The sequence below is a fragment of the Bartonella sp. bp_1 genome, assembly GCF_055808085.1.
Map to the genome: position 1 here is coordinate 1,246,911 of NZ_CM147851.1, position 16,108 is coordinate 1,263,018.

A 16,108-nucleotide genomic window follows, 5' to 3' on the forward strand; every position below is an offset into this window, starting at 1 on the left:
CTAGGATTTCCGCCACAGCCTTTGAAAAAGGAGAAAGGCTCAAGAAGCCGATTAAAAAATAACGAAGACTTATTTACCAGAGAATGGAAAGACACGGGGAGCAGACCGCTAATTGAGCAGTTTAAGTTGCATACAGATTTTATGAAATAGCCTATTTTAGAATTGTGTCGATAAACTCTTTGGCTGTGGGAGATAGAATAGTATTTTTACGCGTGATAAGTTCATAGGGCTCGCTCTTCGACTTCAGTTGAAAATTCAAAGCACACGCCAAACCAGAATCAATGAAAAAATCAGCTACATCCTTGGCCAACAACGCAATATAATTGGAATCGGCCTGAATAAGAGACATCGTTGTAAATGCTGACCGTGTTTCAACCAAAGTACGTGGAAAGTTTTCTCCTTCCAATCGATATTCTTGTTCAAGGGACACCCGCATAGGCATATGAGACGTATAAACAATCCATCGTGATTGTGATAAATCCGAGATATTCAGTTTTTTACAACCGACCAACGGGTGGGCAGGATTTGCGATAACAGCAAGCGTTTCATCATAAAAGGCAAACACATCATAAAGATCAGGAGTTTCGGAAACCACGCTACGTCCGATCATTAAATCTATCGCCCCCCGATCCAGTAAGCGAAACAATTCAATACTGGTATCTTCTATAATTTCAAATGACGTATTAGGATAATCTTTTGTAAATAGCTTTATTGCTTTCGTTACGATGGGAACAGCCCCCATAATCGTGCCTATACGAAGTTTCGCCCATTTTCCTTGTGTTATATAAAGAAGCTCTTCTTGTAGGTTATTTGCCTGTGAAAGAATTGTACGTGCATGCTTGATCACGCACTCCCCTTCTTGCGTTGCGATCATTCCTCTATTGGTACGATTAAATAACTGTCGCTTTAATAGATGTTCTATTTCTTGCAGTGCTTTGGTGGCACGTGGCTGGCTCAGCCCAATCTGTAACGCAGCCTGTTTCAATGAACCATAATCGTCAATTGATGCCAAAAGAAGAAGGTCTCGTAAATTTAAACGGAGAACAAACAGCCTATAATTTATCATAACCTGATATCCATTTTTGTTATACCTGTATTCAATAATTGCGGATTTACGACCAAATACCTGATTAGATAACCTCGACAATACGGGTTTATTCAATGTTGAAGACCAAAGGTTACATCATTGAGATAACACTTGCAAATATCTGAGGAGGTCGAAATGGGATTGATCAATTATGTAACACGTGTCCAGCTTGGCTATGGCATCTTGGAAACACTCCAAGATGAACTCACGCTTGCCGGCGTTAAAAATCCAATATTGGTCACGGATAAAGGAGTGCGCCAGCTTGGGATGGTTGATCTCATCAAACAACATCTCAACCAAAAAGATATAGCTATTTTTGATGACACGCCGGGCAATCCAACCGAATCTGCCGTTCGCAATGCCGTAGCCTTGTTCAAGCAAGCAAATGCAGATGGCATCATAGCCTTAGGCGGAGGCTCCGCCATTGACCTTGCAAAAGCCGTTGCTATATCGGCAGCCCATGATGGCCCTCTTAAATCTTTTGCAGCAATTGAGGGAGGCGTCGCCAACATAACAAGCAAAACTTATCCAACCATTGCCATACCAACAACTGCCGGCACAGGAAGCGAAGTAGGACGTGGCGCAATCATTATTCTTGATGATGGAAGAAAAGTTGGACTGCTTTCACCCTATATCGTGCCGCGCGCTGCAATTTGTGACCCTACACTTACGCTCAGCTTGCCTGCAAAATTGACTGCGGCAACCGGTATGGATGCTATTTCCCATTGCATCGAGACTTATCTTGCCCCCTCATTCAATCCACCTGCAGAAGGCATTGCACTGGAAGGTTTGCGTCGCGCATGGAAAAACATCACAATTGCAACCGATGAACCTGACAACAAAGATGCACGTCTAAATATGATGATTGCCTCAACTATGGGTGCCATGGCCTTTCAGAAAGGCTTGGGATGCGTTCATAGTTTGAGCCACTCTTTAGGTGGACTAGAACCGAGATTACATCACGGCACCTTGAATGCAATTTTTCTACCTGCTGTTCTTGATTTTAACAGCACAAGCGAAACAGCAATTAGTGAAGAAAAATATCAGCGTATGGCAGAAATCATAGGAGCAAAGTCAGCAAAGGATGTAACCAGAGCTGTCATTGAAAAAACACAAGAGCTAGGCCTGCCAACAAAATTATCGCAATTGGATGTCAAGCGCGATCTTTTCCCGTCCATTATTGCAGGTGCACTCAAAGACCATAGTCACGCTACAAATCCTCGCAATGCAACAGCAGAAGACTATCAAAACATGCTGGAGCAATCTTTTTAATTCGGAAAAAACGCGATCATTCAGCGATGCCTGCAAGAAATACCAGACAAGCATCTGTCTTGACAGCGCATGATTATGACTATGTTCAAAAAGGATAATTCAATGGAATTGACGGGTAATTTATTGATTGGCGGCACCAGCCGAAAGGGAACAAACGGTGCGATTCAAGCAATTCAGGCCGCAACCGGACAACATCTGCCGACACAGTTTGGTGGTGCCTCGCTAGAAGACATGAAAGAAGCAACAGAACTAAGCTGGACAGCTTTTCCAGTCTACCGCGAAACAAGCCTGGAAAAGCGTGCTGCTTTTTTAGAAAAGATTGCTGCCCTTATTGCAGCTACCGGCGATGATTTGATTGAACTCACTATGGCTGAAACGGGTCTTCCAAAAGCCAGACTTGAAGGTGAGCGTTTGCGCACTATCAACCAATTAAAAATGTTTGCGGAAGAAGTGCGCCTAGGCCGTTTTCTTGATAAGCGAGAAGATAAAAAAGATCCGACACGGGACCCCGCCAATAAACCTGATCTTAAATTTCGCAACATAGCAATCGGTCCGGTGGCTGTTTTTGGCGCTTCTAACTTTCCCTTTGCTTTTTCAGTTGCGGGTGGCGACACGGCTGCAGCACTTGCAGCGGGCTGCCCTGTCATTGTCAAAGCACATTCTGCACATCCTGGCACATCAGAAGTCATGGGTCGCTGCATACAACAAGCTGTAGCCGAATGCGATTTACCTGCTGGTACTTTCGCGCTCTTGCATACCGCTCAGCGTGACATTGCGCAGGCTCTCGTTGCAGATCCACACATTCGTGCGGTTGGATTTACAGGCTCACGTCATGGCGGCATTGCGCTAATGGACATCGTAGCCAAACGTAAACAGCCTATTCCTGTTTATGCCGAAATGAGCAGCATCAATCCTGTCATATTATTGCCAGAAGCCTTAAAAACAAACGCCTCTTCTATTGCAACCGCCTTTATCGATTCATTAGTAATGGGGGCTGGACAGTTCTGCACCAACCCCGGACTCGTTCTTGCAATTGAAGGCGCAGGGCTTGAAACTTTTATTTCGACAGCAGCCGATGCTGTGCGCTCACAAAGCCCACAAACAATGTTGACACCACAAATTGCTGCGGCATATCGCCAAGGCATATCCACTTTATCTAATAATAAGCATGTCAAGAAATTGGCAGAAGGTCACACAGCCAATGACGTTCAGTGTCAGGCAGCATTATTTGAAACTACCGCAAAAGATTTTCTTTCTGATCATACTTTACATGAAGAAGTATTTGGCTCAGCCAGTTTAATCGTACGCTGCAAGGATACTGAAGAGCTTTTTAGTGTACTACAAACCATTGAAGGACAATTGACCATAGCCATTCACATGAATGATGGTGACGAGACACTGGTACGCAAACTGTTGCCGCTACTTGAAGTTACAGCAGGGCGTATTCTCATCAATGGTTTCGGTACAGGTGTTGCAGTTTCGCCGGCTATGGTACACGGAGGACCATTCCCTTCGACATCTGATGGACGCTCTACGTCCGTTGGCACAGCGGCAATATATCGTTTCTTGCGCCCCGTCTGTTACCAAGACTTTAACGCGGAGATTCTACCGGATTTACTTAAATAAGCATAAAATTACATGCTGTCTTACACAGCACGAATATTTTTACTTTAAATTCGGTTTTAAAATTAAGCACTTTATAAGTCTTCATAGAAAACTTCTGAAGACTTAAGAGCTACTAAGCAATTTAACATTGCTAAGACGGGAGGGTTTTTATGAAGACGGAAAAAAATAAACTTAAACGCCTAAAAGCTATTCAATATACTGCGATAAGCTTCCTTATTATCGCAGGAATAGTTAATTATCTTGACCGAAGTGCTCTTTCTATTGCCAACACAACAGTACGAGAAGAATTAAATCTAACAGCTTCAGAAATGGGGCTTTTATTATCAGCCTTTTCACTTTCCTATGCAATCGCACAACTTCCTGTCGGTGGTCTTCTCGACCGTTTCGGTGCCCGCATCATGCTGGGTCTATCGATGTTTGTCTGGTCTGTTGCACAATTTACAGGCGGTATCGTCCACTCCTTCCATCAGTTCTTCATTGCCCGTGTCATGCTTGGCATTGGTGAAGCGCCGCAATTTCCTGCCGGCGCCAAAGTTGTGAGTGAATGGTTCAATCCACAAGAGCGCGGCACACCAACAGGTATCTTTGTAGCTTCATCAACAATCGGCCCTGCCCTGGCCCCTCCTATTCTAACAGCCATGATGCTTGTCATGGGTTGGCGCTGGATGTTTATCACACTCGGCATTATGGGGGTTGCTGTTGCGATCGGGTGGTACTTGATCTATCGCAATCGTAATGAAGTTTCTTTGACGCAGGATGAAATCAATCATCTTAGCATTGGTGAAGACCAACAAATTTCGGTAGAATCTGTCAAACCAAGCCTTTACGAATGGATACAACTTTTCAAGCACCCAACAACATGGGGACTGATTTTTGGTTTCATGGGTGTAATCTATATGCTCTGGCTCTATTTAACATGGCTGCCGGGTTATTTAGAACATGAACGTGGCCTCAATGTTCGCGAAACAGGCTGGATCGTTTCCATTCCTTATATTTTTGCCACAATAGGCATGATGGGCGGCGGCTGGTTTGCTGATAGGCTTCTTGCCAAAGGTCTTTCTCCGCTTGCCAGTCGCAAATGGCTTATGACTATAGGCCTGATCCTTGCTGGTTCTTTTACTATTCCCGCAGCCTATACACCCAGCCTTGTACTCGCAATAATCTTTATTTCAGCCGCTATGTGTTTTCTCAACATGGCAAGCGGCATAGCATGGGCCACTGTTAGCATTAGCGTACCCAGCCGATTAGTGGCATCTCTTGGAAGTTTAATGAATTGCGGTGGGTATCTGGGGGGATCCATTGCACCTTATGTGACAGGACGCATTGTTGACTCGACAAACTCTTTTGTCATGGCTTTGGTTGTCAGTGCAGTCGTCTCTATTGTCGCTGCTATCATTTACTTCATTCTAGTACGCAAACCTATCACAGAAGCGGATGTAAAACGTATGTAGTTTTTGGACCATCCCACTTTATCAATAAAATTATATTTTCATTACAGGAGGACTCTGATGAAAAAAAAGCTTTTACTTTTAATAACATTAATTGCATCATCTTTTACTTATGGTGCCAAAGCCGATACGCTAAAAATAGCGACCGCATCTGCCAATCTACCTTTTGAATTCGAAGATGCCAGCGGAAAAACCGTTGGTTTCGAAGTCGATATGATGAAACTTATCGGTGAACGTTTGGGGATGGATATCCAATTATCATCCATGCCTTTCAATGCTATTTTCTCTGCTGTCCAATCGGGACGGGCAGATGTAGCCATAGGCTCAGTAACAATAACACCACGGCGTCTTGAAAGCATTGCGTTTGCCCAACCTTACTTTGATTCAAAACAATGTCTGACCGTCAAAACAAACGGCACAATCAACAGCTTGAAAGACATGAAAGGGCATGCCGTAGGTGTGTTAACAGGCTCGACAGGTGACATATGGGCAACAGAACAGCTTGCTAAATATGGTTTTTCCGAAATCCGCCGTTATGATACGACAACGGAACCTTTCCTTGACATCCCCTCGGAACGGATCGGAGGCGTTATTCACGACTGTCCGCTGGATTATTATTTCATCAAGGACAAGCCACAATATAAAATTGTTGATCACATCAATACAAATGAACAATTTTCCGTCTTCATGAAAATTGGAAACCCCCTTCAAAAACAGATTAATGACGAAATTACGAAGTTGAAACAGGAAGGAAAATTGCAGGAAATCTATGAAAAATGGTTTTCAGAAAAGCCTGCTGAAGATTCAAGTTCCAATCAGGTGACTGAAATTCCTGTCCTGAAGTAATTCTATTCGCCTTAAACCTGCTTCATCATACAAAAGTCCATGATGAAGCACTCAACCTAATCGTTTAAGAAGGCTGTATACCTATGGGTTTTATCGATACCTTTATGAACTGGAATGTCATGTCACAAGCAGGACCACTTTTGCTTGAAGGGTTCTGGCTCACTATTCTTCTTGGTTTGACAAGCATTATAGCCGGTTCAATTTTAGGACTAATTATTGTTCTTCTCAGGCTTTATACGCCGTGGCCAATCAAGGCTATCACCATTGCGTATATTGACCTTTTCCGTGCCGTCCCACTTCTGGTCTTACTCATTCTTGTTTATTACGCCTTACCTTACGCGGGTATCCGGTTTACACCGTTTTGGGCAGGTGTTGTAGCTCTCAGCATTGTTGGCGGCGCCTATATTGCCGAAGTTTTTCGCGCTGGCATTGAAGCTGTCCCCAAAGGACAATTCGAAGCTGCACAAGCATTGGGATTTTCATGGATGCGTATGATGTCAGACATTGTGCTGCCGCAGGCTTTCAAGTTGGTCATCCCTCCAGCAACAGGCGTCGGAGTCAGTTTGATCAAAGATACAGCTTTGGCCTCTGTCGTTTCCATGCCTGAACTCCTCAAACAGGCAACACAAACCCAGGCATTCTATGCCAACCCCTCTCCGCTTGTCGCTGCTGCCCTTCTATATCTTGTTCTTTTATTACCCTTAGTCCGCTTTGTCAGCATTCTAGAAGCGCGCCAGTCACGTTTGCGTAATTGAAATAAGACTTTACGTTATATAGGATTTCAAAATGACCAATAAAAAATCCGAACAAGCAATTATACAGATTTCGGATCTGCAAAAATATTACGGTCCTTTCCATGCCCTCAAAGGGATTAATCTTTCCGTTAAAGAAGGGGAAGTTATTGCATTGATCGGCTCATCAGGATCAGGAAAATCAACATTAATACGCTGTATAAACCTGCTCGAAGAATATACGAGCGGTTTAATCGAAGTGGATGGCGTTGCTGTTAAAAAAGGTAAAAACCTTGCACAAGTTCGCGCTGAAGTCGGCATGGTTTTTCAATCTTTCAATCTTTTTCCGCACATGAATATTCTGCGCAACGTTTCAATCGCCCCCATTCGCGTGAGAGGAACATCAAAAGCAGAAGCAGAATCTTATGCGAAAGAGCTTCTCACACGTGTTGGCCTTATCGACCACATCCATAAATATCCCAGTCAGCTATCAGGTGGCCAACAACAGCGTGTTGCGATTGCTCGCGCTTTGGCAATGAAACCGGAAGTCTTACTGTTTGATGAACCGACCTCCGCACTTGATCCTGAAATGGTCGGTGAGGTTCTTGATGTTATGCAGGACCTCGCAAAAACCGGCGTAACAATGATTGTTGTCACACATGAAATGACGTTTGCCCGTAAAGTTGCGGATCGAATTGTTTTTATGGAAAAAGGCGTCATCATTGAAGAAGCGGAACCCAATATGTTCTTTGATAATCCACAAACAGAGCGTGCAAAAGAATTTTTGCAATCACTGGTTCATTAGTCAGATATCGTGAAGGATACTTGTATGGCACTCGATCTATCCATTTTCAATCAAGGAACTTTTGTTGGTCGTATCTGGCGCGCCGATGTTCAAGGCCCAGCGATCGTTGTTATCCGCGATGCCGCCATTTTCGATATCACCTCAAAAGAGGCCGCAACCATGACCGATCTTATTGAAAAAGATGATCCGGTCAATTTTGCCCAACAGACAAAGGGGGATATTCTCTGTTCACTTGAAGAATTATTTTCCAACTCTAGAAAGAACACAACAGAAGATAAGCATCATCTTCTAGCACCATGTGATCTACAAGCCATCAAAGCATGTGGCGTCACATTTGCCCAATCCATGCTTGAACGCGTCATCGAAGAAAAAGCGGCAGGAGATCCACATAAAGCACAAAAAATACGTGAACGGATAACGTCCATCATTGGCAACAGTCTTCGCAATATCAAGGCGGGCTCTCAGGAAGCACAAAAAATCAAACTCGCTCTGATTGAAGAAAATATGTGGTCTCAATATCTTGAAGTTGGCATCGGCCCGGATGCGGAAGTATTTTCCAAAGCCCAACCCATGTCCGGCGTCGGATATGGTGCAAAAGTTGGATTGCACCCCATTTCAACATGGAATAATCCTGAACCCGAAATGGTTGTCATCGTAGACTCAAGAGGACAAGCCAAGGGTGCCACACTGGGTAACGATGTCAATTTGCGTGATGTCGAAGGCCGCTCTGCGCTTCTTCTAGGAAAAGCCAAAGATAACAATGCATCAGCTGCGATCGGTCCCTTCATACGCTTATTTGATGAAACCTACTCCATGGATGATGTCCGCCATGCGGAAGTTGGCTTACATGTAGAAGGTGTTGACGGATTTGTCCTTGATGGTCGCAGCTCCATGAAAGAAATCAGCCGTGACCCGACCGACCTGATCTCACAAACAATCGGAAAACATCACCAATATCCGGATGGTTTCGTTCTTTTTATGGGCACCCTATTTGCGCCAACCAAAGATCGCGATATTGTCGGCGAAGGTTTCACCCATAAGCGTGGTGACATTGTCACAATTTCCAATGAAAAACTCGGCTCTCTGATCAACACAGTCGATTTCTCAACCGAATGTCCGCCATGGAAAATGGGAGCAGCCTCCTTAATGAAAAATCTGGCGCGACGTCATCTTCTCTAAACTGTTTGTCTTACCGCACGGAAGTTTATTTATTATGTCAAAAACACCCAATACAGCCGAACCACGCTCTGTTATCAAAAGCCTAGGTGAATCTATTATTCGTGAAGTCGCCAATAGTGCAATGGGACGGCCCGACGTCATTCCATTCTGGTTTGGTGAATCCGATCAGGTTACCCCACAATTTATCCGTGATGCAGCCATCACCTCTTTAAATAAAGGGGAAACGTTCTATTCGCAAAACCTTGGCCGTCCCTATCTACGTGAAGCTATTTCTAGCTATATGAGCAAGCTCCACGGTAAACCGACACCTGTTGAACGTATTGCAGCCATAGATTCCGGTGTATCGGGGCTCATGCTCTCTATGCAAATGCTTTTAGCACCAGGAGATAAAATGGTGGCCATAACACCAATCTGGCCTAATATTACTGAAATGCCAAAAATTCTCGGTGCCTATGTCGAACGCGTTCCTCTCATCATACGAAATAACCGCTGGACGCTGGATGTTGATCAGCTTTTAAAAGCATTAACACCAGACACGAAGCTACTGGTTGTTAATTCTCCCAACAACCCAACTGGATGGACGATTGATGATTCAGATATTACTATAATCCTTGCCCATTGTCGTAAACATGGCATCTGGATTTTAGCCGATGACGTCTATGAACGTATCATCCATGATGAAAAGTACCTATCGGCCCCTTCTTTTATAAAACAATATGAAGATGGAGACAGAATCATTTCCATTAACAGCTTTTCCAAAGCATGGCTTATGACCGGTTGGCGCCTTGGTTGGATCACCGCACCAGAAGAAATCATCAACAATATCGGAAAAGTTATAGAGTATAATGCATCCTGCATATTTGAGCCTGTACAGCGTGCTGGAGCTACAGCTCTTGAGCAAGGAGAAAATATCGTTTTAGAACTAAGAAAACATTTGCGATATACGAGAGGGATGCTCGTGGATGCCCTTTCGCAAATGCCCGGTGTGGTTGCGCCTGACGCAGATGGCGCTATGTATGTCTTTTTCCGGATGGAAGGACAGGATGACACCGTCCAACTTGCCAAAGACCTCATTGCCCATGCCGGTATTGGGCTTGCTCCGGGTGGCGCTTTCGGGCCTGAGGGTAACGGCTGGTTACGCTGGTGCCATGCGGTCGAAACAGCTAAACTTGAAGAAGGAATTGCACGATTGAAAAACTATCTTTCTAAATGAACGATAGTTTTTGCGAATGATCCAATACCATGCAATTGGCTATTTATATAAACTATTCCCCGTCAGCATACTGAGATATAGTTGGATGAATTTCCAAACACTAACGTCTATCTCAAAGATGCTGATGGGGACCCTACTTCTTTATATAGATTTTATCATTTATCGGTTTTCCATTTTAAACAGGATAAGAAACCATAACTGTCCCACAAAATGGAAATAAATAACTAAAACAATACGATAAAAATACTTACGAGTTCCCCCTCTTATCTTTGATCCCGCCATATATGATATTATGCCGCCCAGACTAGACAGCATCTTCACTCAATATCGCACGCAAGGTACCCCGAGGGCATGACGACATAGAGTCATTGCCTATCACAAAACTAATATTGAACCACTAAAATAGCACGGGCGCATTGTTGCGTATCATTGATAATCGCATGTTCCCGATCACAAGCATAACGCGCTGTTTCCCCCTCATGGATTGTTTTAACATCATCACCAACCTCGATGCATAAAGTGCCATCAAGTAAGGATAGATGCTCCTGAGATCCGCTTTGATGGGCATGTGATTGCAATCGTCCAGCTGGATCCACCGTCAATTCATACCATTCAATTCGACCGATCAACTCTGTCGGGCCGAGTATACGCAAAACACATAAACCGTCAGGACTACGAATAACAGGTGTGGCATGTGCTGATACAAGAGCAATAAGCCGTTCAGGCATTGCATCTTCATCCACGGATAAAAAATCCGACAATGCAACATTGAGCGCATTGGTCAATCGCCACAAAACCGCAACCGTCGGATTTGCTTCATTGCGTTCAATTTGCGAGAGCATAGATTTAGAAACACCGGCAAGGCTTGAAAGCTCTTCCAATGTTAATTTGTTTTTTTTACGCAAACCGAGAAGGCGTGCTCCGATAGCCGGTAACTCTGCCTGTTCACGATATGATGAAGTGTCTTGATTAGCCATTTATTTCCGATATGATGAACTAAATTCCACTATAGTGTATTTATGGGTGAAAAACGTGTCAACAACAGATCATTTTTATCAGTTTATCGATAGCGAACTCGACAGCATAAAGAAAGCCGGTCTTTTCAAACAGGAGAGATTGATTGTTACACCACAATCAGGCGAAGTCAAAACAGCAGACGGTAAATCTGTCATCAATCTGTGTGCCAACAACTATCTCGGCCTTTCTGCGCATCCCGATGTTCTCAAGGCAGCCCACGCCGCTTTAGACGCCCGCGGTTTCGGTTTAAGCTCGGTACGCTTCATCTGCGGCACGCAAGACGCCCACAAAGAACTTGAAAAACGTCTGTCAAAATTTCTTGGTACCGAGGATACCATCCTCTACAGTTCGGCATTCGACGCCAATGGCGGTCTCTTTGAAACACTTTTCGGCGCTGAAGATGCCATTATCAGTGATGCCTTAAATCATGCTTCAATCATTGATGGCATAAGACTGTCCAAAGCAAAACGCTTTCGTTATAAAAATAATGATCTTGATGACCTGCGTCTACAACTGGAAGCTGCCAAGGCAGCAAAAGCGCGCCATATCATTGTCTTTACCGATGGTGTCTTTTCAATGGATGGCACCATTGCCAGACTGAAAGAACTTCGAAGCCTTTGTGATGAATTCGGCGCTCTTCTCGGAGTTGATGATTCCCATGCAACCGGTTTTATGGGCAAAACCGGCCGTGGCACCCATGAATATTGTGACATGATCGGTAAAATTGATATTATTACCAGTACACTAGGTAAAGCATTGGGGGGGGCATCAGGCGGCTTTACCAGCGGGCGCGCCAATGTGATTGCACTTTTACGTCAACGCTCACGCCCCTATCTCTTCTCTAATTCCTTGGCCGCCCCCATTGTCGGTGCCACGCTCAAAGTACTTGATCTACTTGAATCCAGCACGGAATTGCGTGACCGGTTGGAAGAAAATACAAAATTCTTCCGTGCCGGAATGGAAGCACTCGGTTTCGACATCAAACCCGGCACACATCCTATCACGCCGGTGATGGTCTATGATGCCGTCAAATCACAACAGCTTTCTGAAAGACTTTTACAATTAGGCGTTTATGTCGTCGGCTTCTATTATCCAGTTGTACCAAAAGATCAGGCGCGGGTGCGGGTGCAAATCAATGCCCAGCACACAAAAGAACAACTCCAACAAAGTCTTGATGCTTTTGCTATGGCTGGACGCGAATTAGGAATTATAAAATGAGCACACGCATTCTTCTCACCGGAGCCGGCGGTCAAATCGGTGGTGAACTGGCAGAGGCTCTGGCACAAAAATATGGTGCTGATGCAATCGTTACCAGTGACATCAAAGACCAGCCAACACTGCACAATGTAGATCATGAAGTGCTTGATGTAACCGATGCTTCAAAACTGGATTCTGTCATAAAAAAACACAAGATCACCCAGATATACCATCTGGCGGCAGCTCTTTCAGCTGTTGGCGAAAAAAAACCGCAATGGGCATGGTCACTTAATATGGGTGGTCTACTTAATGTCATGGAAGCGGCTTGCCAACACGGCATAGAAAAGGTCTTCTGGCCAAGCTCTATTGGTGCTTTTGGCCCCTCGACACCGTCAATCAACACCCCACAAGAAGCGGTTATGGAACCTGAAACTATTTATGGCATCTCCAAATTGGCTGGCGAAGGCTGGTGTCGTTGGTATGCGCTACATAAGGGGCTTGATGTACGCAGTGTACGTTATCCAGGATTGATCTCCTACAAAGCACCGCCCGGTGGCGGCACAACCGATTATGCCATTGATATTTTCCATGCTGCTCTTGCACACAAGCCATATGAATGTTTCCTGCGTGAAAATTCATGTCTACCCATGATGTATATGCCAGATGCATTACGCGCTACAATCGAGCTGATGGAAGCCGACCGTGAGGACATCAAGATCAAAAGCAGCTATAATCTGGCCGCTATCAGTTTCACACCGGCGCAGATTGCAGATGAAATCAAAAAAAGAATAAGCGATTTTTCCATTATCTATAAACCCGATTTTCGTCAGGCTATTGCCGACACATGGCCAGATTCTATTGACGATTCTGCGGCACGCCATAACTGGGGATGGAAACCTGCCTACGGATTAGGAGAAATGGTCGAAGATATGCTGCTCAATCTTTCAAAGCAGATTAAAAAGGTGGAATGAAACCGCTTACTAATCAAGTCAAACCTTCAACTCAGGAGCTGTTTATTTTTTAAGCGCATAGTAATTTGTGTTTGAGAAACATAAAAAAGTTCCTGAACTGCAGGTAGGCCTTCCTTGAAAAGATCTAAAATATCTGGAAATTTCATCTTTATATTTCTTTAAAAAGCCCCAGCCATTTTAATAAGGCTGATAGGTCTTAAGTCTAGTCCAAAGTAATGGTCCCTTGTGCAATCTTTACTGCATGTCCTCCCAGACGTGCACCGACAAGCTTGGACTTGACCACTTCCCATTCAAGCCGGATGCGTGACGGGCGCCCCATTTCCATGCCTTGTTCAAGCCATATCTGCTTTAACCCATCCAGTGGACTATCGAAATGCTGGACAACACCGCAAAAAGCCGATGCCGCCGATCCGGTCGCTGCATCCTCGCTGCCATCGGCACGGATCATGCGGGCGTGAAAGGCGCTCTGGAAAATCTGTGTCTCTCGGCAATAGAGATAGAAGGAAGGAATAATACCTTCAATATCGGGAAAGTTTTCGGCAATATAGATCGGATCAGGAATAGCGCTTGCAACTGTTTTTAACGTTTTTACAGGCACAAAATAAAAAGGCACCCCTGCTGACCAAAATGAGGAAACATGATTTTCAAAGCCAATTTCATGGCTTTCAAAACCAAAAGCAGCTGCAAAGGTTTCCTTCTGGACATCACTTGCCAGCTGTTCCGGCAATTTGGGTAGATCAAACTCTGCAAAAACAGCACCATCACCCCGATCGACCGCAGCACGAATAAGACCAATTTTTTCTTCAAGTATGATCAAGGCGCCATTTTGCTGTTCGCAACGTAATGCCAGCGCAATGACTGTGCCAATTGTCGGATGCCCGGCATAAGGCATTTCGTGGGTCGGTTTGAAAATGCGGATATATGCCTTATGCATAGGATTTTTCGGCGGCAGGACAAAAACCGTTTCCGAAAGATTGAACTCTCGGGTAATGGCCATCATCTCGGTGTCAGACAATGTCTGCGCATCATAAACAATTGCCACGGGATTACCGCTGAACTGCTGATCGGTAAAAACATCAAACCGTTCATAGACATATTGACGACCTTTTTCGGCCATATCATCCTATCCTTAAAGTCATGAGCACATAACACCATATAAATATCTTGGAAGCACTACATTAGACGGATTACCTACCAATATGCAATATGGGCTAATCCGATATTGCGCAAATAGGGTTCGGATATATGAAACCGATATGAAGAAAGGTTGATCAATGCGTAGAATATTAAACTTGGGCATGCTGTTGGGTGCATGCATATCGGCGTCCATGGTCAATACGGCTTTTGCAATTGAAATCACCAACCCCTATGTCGGAAAGATTACACCGCCCCGCCCCGGTCTCGGCATCCAGCCGCAACACAATGGTGGTGTTGCGCATCCACAAAACAGTACACGCAATATTCCAGCACCCAGAGATACATTGAAAATCGATAAAGGGCCGGATTCCCGCCATACACTTTGGTGCCAGAACCGCTATAAAACATACCGCCCTTCCGATAATAGCTATGCCTCGCAAATCGGTGTACGCAAGACCTGCCAATCGCCTTATCAATAAAGCCATCCTTCAAATTCTATATCTAACAAAAAAGGACGGCCAAGGCCGCCCTTTTCATGATTATTTGAAGATTATCAAATCAGTTGCGGGCCTTATCGACCAATGCATTGGACTTGATCCAAGGCATCATACCGCGCAGCTTTTCACCAACCTGCTCAATCTGGTGAGAATCGTTCAACCGGCGAATACCCTTGAAACGAGCAGCGCCTGCACGATACTCCTGCATCCAATCCGATGTAAACTTACCGGTCTGGATATCAGTCAGAATACGCTTCATTTCAGCCTTTGTTTCGGCTGTTACAACGCGTGGGCCTGACATATATTCACCCCATTCCGCTGTATTAGAAATCGAGTAATTCATGTTGGCAATACCGCCTTCATAGATCAAATCGACAATAAGCTTAACTTCATGCAAACATTCGAAATAAGCCATTTCCGGTGCATAGCCGGCTTCAACCAATGTTTCAAAGCCGGCGCGGATCAGCTCAACCAAACCACCGCACAAGACAGCCTGTTCACCGAAAAGATCGGTTTCACACTCTTCCTTGAAAGTGGTCTCAATAACACCTGAACGGCCGCCGCCAACACCACAAGCATAAGAAAGAGCAACATCATGGGCATTGCCAGATGCATCCTGCTCAATCGCGATAAGGCATGGCACACCGCCGCCCTTCTGATATTCGCCACGTACTGTATGGCCAGGACCTTTGGGAGCGATCATGACGACATCAACTGTCTTCTTAGGCTCAATCAGACCGAAGTGAACATTCAAGCCATGGGCAAAAGCAATCGCAGCACCATCACGCAAATTATCATGGATGTGTTCTTTATAAATATCGGCCTGCAACTCATCCGGTGTAGCCATCATAATGAGATCAGCCCATTTGGCGGCATCAGCAACACTGACAACCTTAAAACCATCGGCTTCGGCCTTCTTGACGGTGGCAGAACCGGCACGCAATGCAATCTGCACGTCCTTGGCACCCGAATCTTTCAGATTAAGCGCATGGGCACGGCCCTGTGAGCCATAGCCGACAATAGCTACTTTTTTAGACTTAATAAGATTGAGGTCGGCATCACGATCATAATATACACGCATG

The 16,108-nt window shown here is 44.8% G+C and carries 15 protein-coding genes; 11 read left to right on the plus strand and 4 right to left on the minus strand.

What is annotated here, in order from left to right; translation table 11 throughout:
- Positions 1-151: 151 nt before the first annotated feature.
- Positions 152-1,162 (minus strand): LysR family transcriptional regulator, encoded by a 1,011-nt coding sequence (locus ACYZ97_RS06225; RefSeq protein WP_473297475.1) that lies wholly within the window; start codon positions 1,160-1,162, stop codon positions 152-154.
- Positions 1,163-1,222: 60 nt separating this feature from the next.
- Between ACYZ97_RS06225 and ACYZ97_RS06230 the strand changes: the two genes are divergently transcribed.
- The 8 genes from ACYZ97_RS06230 (at position 1,223) to ACYZ97_RS06265 (ending at position 10,207) form a co-directional block, all read left to right on the plus strand.
- On the plus strand, positions 1,223-2,359 hold the full coding sequence (locus ACYZ97_RS06230) for an iron-containing alcohol dehydrogenase (RefSeq protein ID WP_473297477.1): 1,137 nt from the start codon (positions 1,223-1,225) through the stop codon (positions 2,357-2,359).
- A gap of 102 nt (positions 2,360-2,461) precedes the next feature.
- Positions 2,462-3,985, plus strand: coding sequence for an aldehyde dehydrogenase (NADP(+)) (locus tag ACYZ97_RS06235; protein WP_473300647.1), 1,524 nt, complete (start codon positions 2,462-2,464; stop codon positions 3,983-3,985).
- Positions 3,986-4,134: 149 nt separating this feature from the next.
- Positions 4,135-5,436, plus strand: coding sequence for an MFS transporter (locus ACYZ97_RS06240; RefSeq protein ID WP_473297479.1), 1,302 nt, complete (start codon positions 4,135-4,137; stop codon positions 5,434-5,436).
- A gap of 57 nt (positions 5,437-5,493) precedes the next feature.
- On the plus strand, positions 5,494-6,279 hold the full coding sequence (locus ACYZ97_RS06245; protein ID WP_473297481.1) for a transporter substrate-binding domain-containing protein: 786 nt from the start codon (positions 5,494-5,496) through the stop codon (positions 6,277-6,279).
- An 83-nt stretch (positions 6,280-6,362) separates the two neighbouring features.
- Entirely contained in the window at positions 6,363-7,034 is a 672-nt protein-coding gene (locus tag ACYZ97_RS06250) for an amino acid ABC transporter permease (protein ID WP_473297482.1), read from the plus strand.
- A 31-nt stretch (positions 7,035-7,065) separates the two neighbouring features.
- Complete coding sequence (locus ACYZ97_RS06255) at positions 7,066-7,815, plus strand: amino acid ABC transporter ATP-binding protein (RefSeq protein WP_473297483.1); 750 nt, start codon at positions 7,066-7,068, stop codon at positions 7,813-7,815.
- A gap of 24 nt (positions 7,816-7,839) precedes the next feature.
- Complete coding sequence (locus ACYZ97_RS06260; RefSeq protein WP_473297485.1) at positions 7,840-8,994, plus strand: fumarylacetoacetate hydrolase family protein; 1,155 nt, start codon at positions 7,840-7,842, stop codon at positions 8,992-8,994.
- 34 nt (positions 8,995-9,028) lie between these two features.
- Positions 9,029-10,207: a pyridoxal phosphate-dependent aminotransferase gene (locus ACYZ97_RS06265; RefSeq protein ID WP_473297487.1), complete on the plus strand. Its 1,179-nt coding sequence runs from the start codon at positions 9,029-9,031 to the stop codon at positions 10,205-10,207.
- A 383-nt stretch (positions 10,208-10,590) separates the two neighbouring features.
- Here the strand turns inward: ACYZ97_RS06265 and ACYZ97_RS06270 are convergent, their stop codons facing one another.
- Entirely contained in the window at positions 10,591-11,184 is a 594-nt protein-coding gene (locus ACYZ97_RS06270) for a helix-turn-helix domain-containing protein (protein WP_473297489.1), read from the minus strand.
- Positions 11,185-11,239: 55 nt separating this feature from the next.
- Here ACYZ97_RS06270 and kbl point away from each other — a divergent pair, with 55 nt between their 5' ends.
- Both kbl and ACYZ97_RS06280 read left to right on the plus strand, forming a co-directional pair.
- Positions 11,240-12,442 carry a glycine C-acetyltransferase gene (gene kbl / locus ACYZ97_RS06275; RefSeq protein ID WP_473297491.1) on the plus strand — a complete coding sequence of 401 codons (1,203 nt, stop codon included), beginning with the start codon at positions 11,240-11,242 and terminating at the stop codon, positions 12,440-12,442.
- Positions 12,439-13,392 carry an NAD-dependent epimerase/dehydratase family protein gene (locus ACYZ97_RS06280; RefSeq protein ID WP_473297493.1) on the plus strand — a complete coding sequence of 318 codons (954 nt, stop codon included), beginning with the start codon at positions 12,439-12,441 and terminating at the stop codon, positions 13,390-13,392. Before kbl ends, ACYZ97_RS06280 begins: the two co-directional genes overlap by 4 nt.
- Before the next feature lie 202 nt (positions 13,393-13,594).
- Here the strand turns inward: ACYZ97_RS06280 and ACYZ97_RS06285 are convergent, their stop codons facing one another.
- Entirely contained in the window at positions 13,595-14,509 is a 915-nt protein-coding gene (locus ACYZ97_RS06285; RefSeq protein WP_473297495.1) for a PhzF family phenazine biosynthesis protein, read from the minus strand.
- Positions 14,510-14,666: 157 nt separating this feature from the next.
- Here ACYZ97_RS06285 and ACYZ97_RS06290 point away from each other — a divergent pair, with 157 nt between their 5' ends.
- Positions 14,667-15,008 carry a BA14K family protein gene (locus ACYZ97_RS06290; RefSeq protein WP_473297497.1) on the plus strand — a complete coding sequence of 114 codons (342 nt, stop codon included), beginning with the start codon at positions 14,667-14,669 and terminating at the stop codon, positions 15,006-15,008.
- 79 nt (positions 15,009-15,087) lie between these two features.
- Here ACYZ97_RS06290 and ilvC read toward each other — a convergent pair whose 3' ends face one another.
- Positions 15,088-16,107 (minus strand): ketol-acid reductoisomerase, encoded by a 1,020-nt coding sequence (gene ilvC / locus ACYZ97_RS06295; RefSeq protein WP_473297499.1) that lies wholly within the window; start codon positions 16,105-16,107, stop codon positions 15,088-15,090.
- Position 16,108: the final 1 nt, after the last annotated feature.

What these genes read in the sequence shown, in the direction of transcription:
- ACYZ97_RS06230 (WP_473297477.1), top strand. Translation starts at nt 1,223, where the DNA reads ATGGGATTGATCAATTATGTAACACGTGTCCAGCTTGGCTATGGCATC.
- ACYZ97_RS06235 (WP_473300647.1), top strand. Translation starts at nt 2,462, where the DNA reads ATGGAATTGACGGGTAATTTATTGATTGGCGGCACCAGCCGAAAGGGA.
- ACYZ97_RS06240 (WP_473297479.1), top strand. Translation starts at nt 4,135, where the DNA reads ATGAAGACGGAAAAAAATAAACTTAAACGCCTAAAAGCTATTCAATAT.
- ACYZ97_RS06245 (WP_473297481.1), top strand. Translation starts at nt 5,494, where the DNA reads ATGAAAAAAAAGCTTTTACTTTTAATAACATTAATTGCATCATCTTTT.
- ACYZ97_RS06250 (WP_473297482.1), top strand. Translation starts at nt 6,363, where the DNA reads ATGGGTTTTATCGATACCTTTATGAACTGGAATGTCATGTCACAAGCA.
- ACYZ97_RS06255 (WP_473297483.1), top strand. Translation starts at nt 7,066, where the DNA reads ATGACCAATAAAAAATCCGAACAAGCAATTATACAGATTTCGGATCTG.
- ACYZ97_RS06260 (WP_473297485.1), top strand. Translation starts at nt 7,840, where the DNA reads ATGGCACTCGATCTATCCATTTTCAATCAAGGAACTTTTGTTGGTCGT.
- ACYZ97_RS06265 (WP_473297487.1), top strand. Translation starts at nt 9,029, where the DNA reads ATGTCAAAAACACCCAATACAGCCGAACCACGCTCTGTTATCAAAAGC.
- ACYZ97_RS06270 (WP_473297489.1), bottom strand. Translation starts at nt 11,184, where the DNA reads ATGGCTAATCAAGACACTTCATCATATCGTGAACAGGCAGAGTTACCG.
- ACYZ97_RS06280 (WP_473297493.1), top strand. Translation starts at nt 12,439, where the DNA reads ATGAGCACACGCATTCTTCTCACCGGAGCCGGCGGTCAAATCGGTGGT.
- ACYZ97_RS06285 (WP_473297495.1), bottom strand. Translation starts at nt 14,509, where the DNA reads ATGGCCGAAAAAGGTCGTCAATATGTCTATGAACGGTTTGATGTTTTT.
- ACYZ97_RS06290 (WP_473297497.1), top strand. Translation starts at nt 14,667, where the DNA reads ATGCGTAGAATATTAAACTTGGGCATGCTGTTGGGTGCATGCATATCG.
- ilvC (WP_473297499.1), bottom strand. Translation starts at nt 16,107, where the DNA reads ATGCGTGTATATTATGATCGTGATGCCGACCTCAATCTTATTAAGTCT.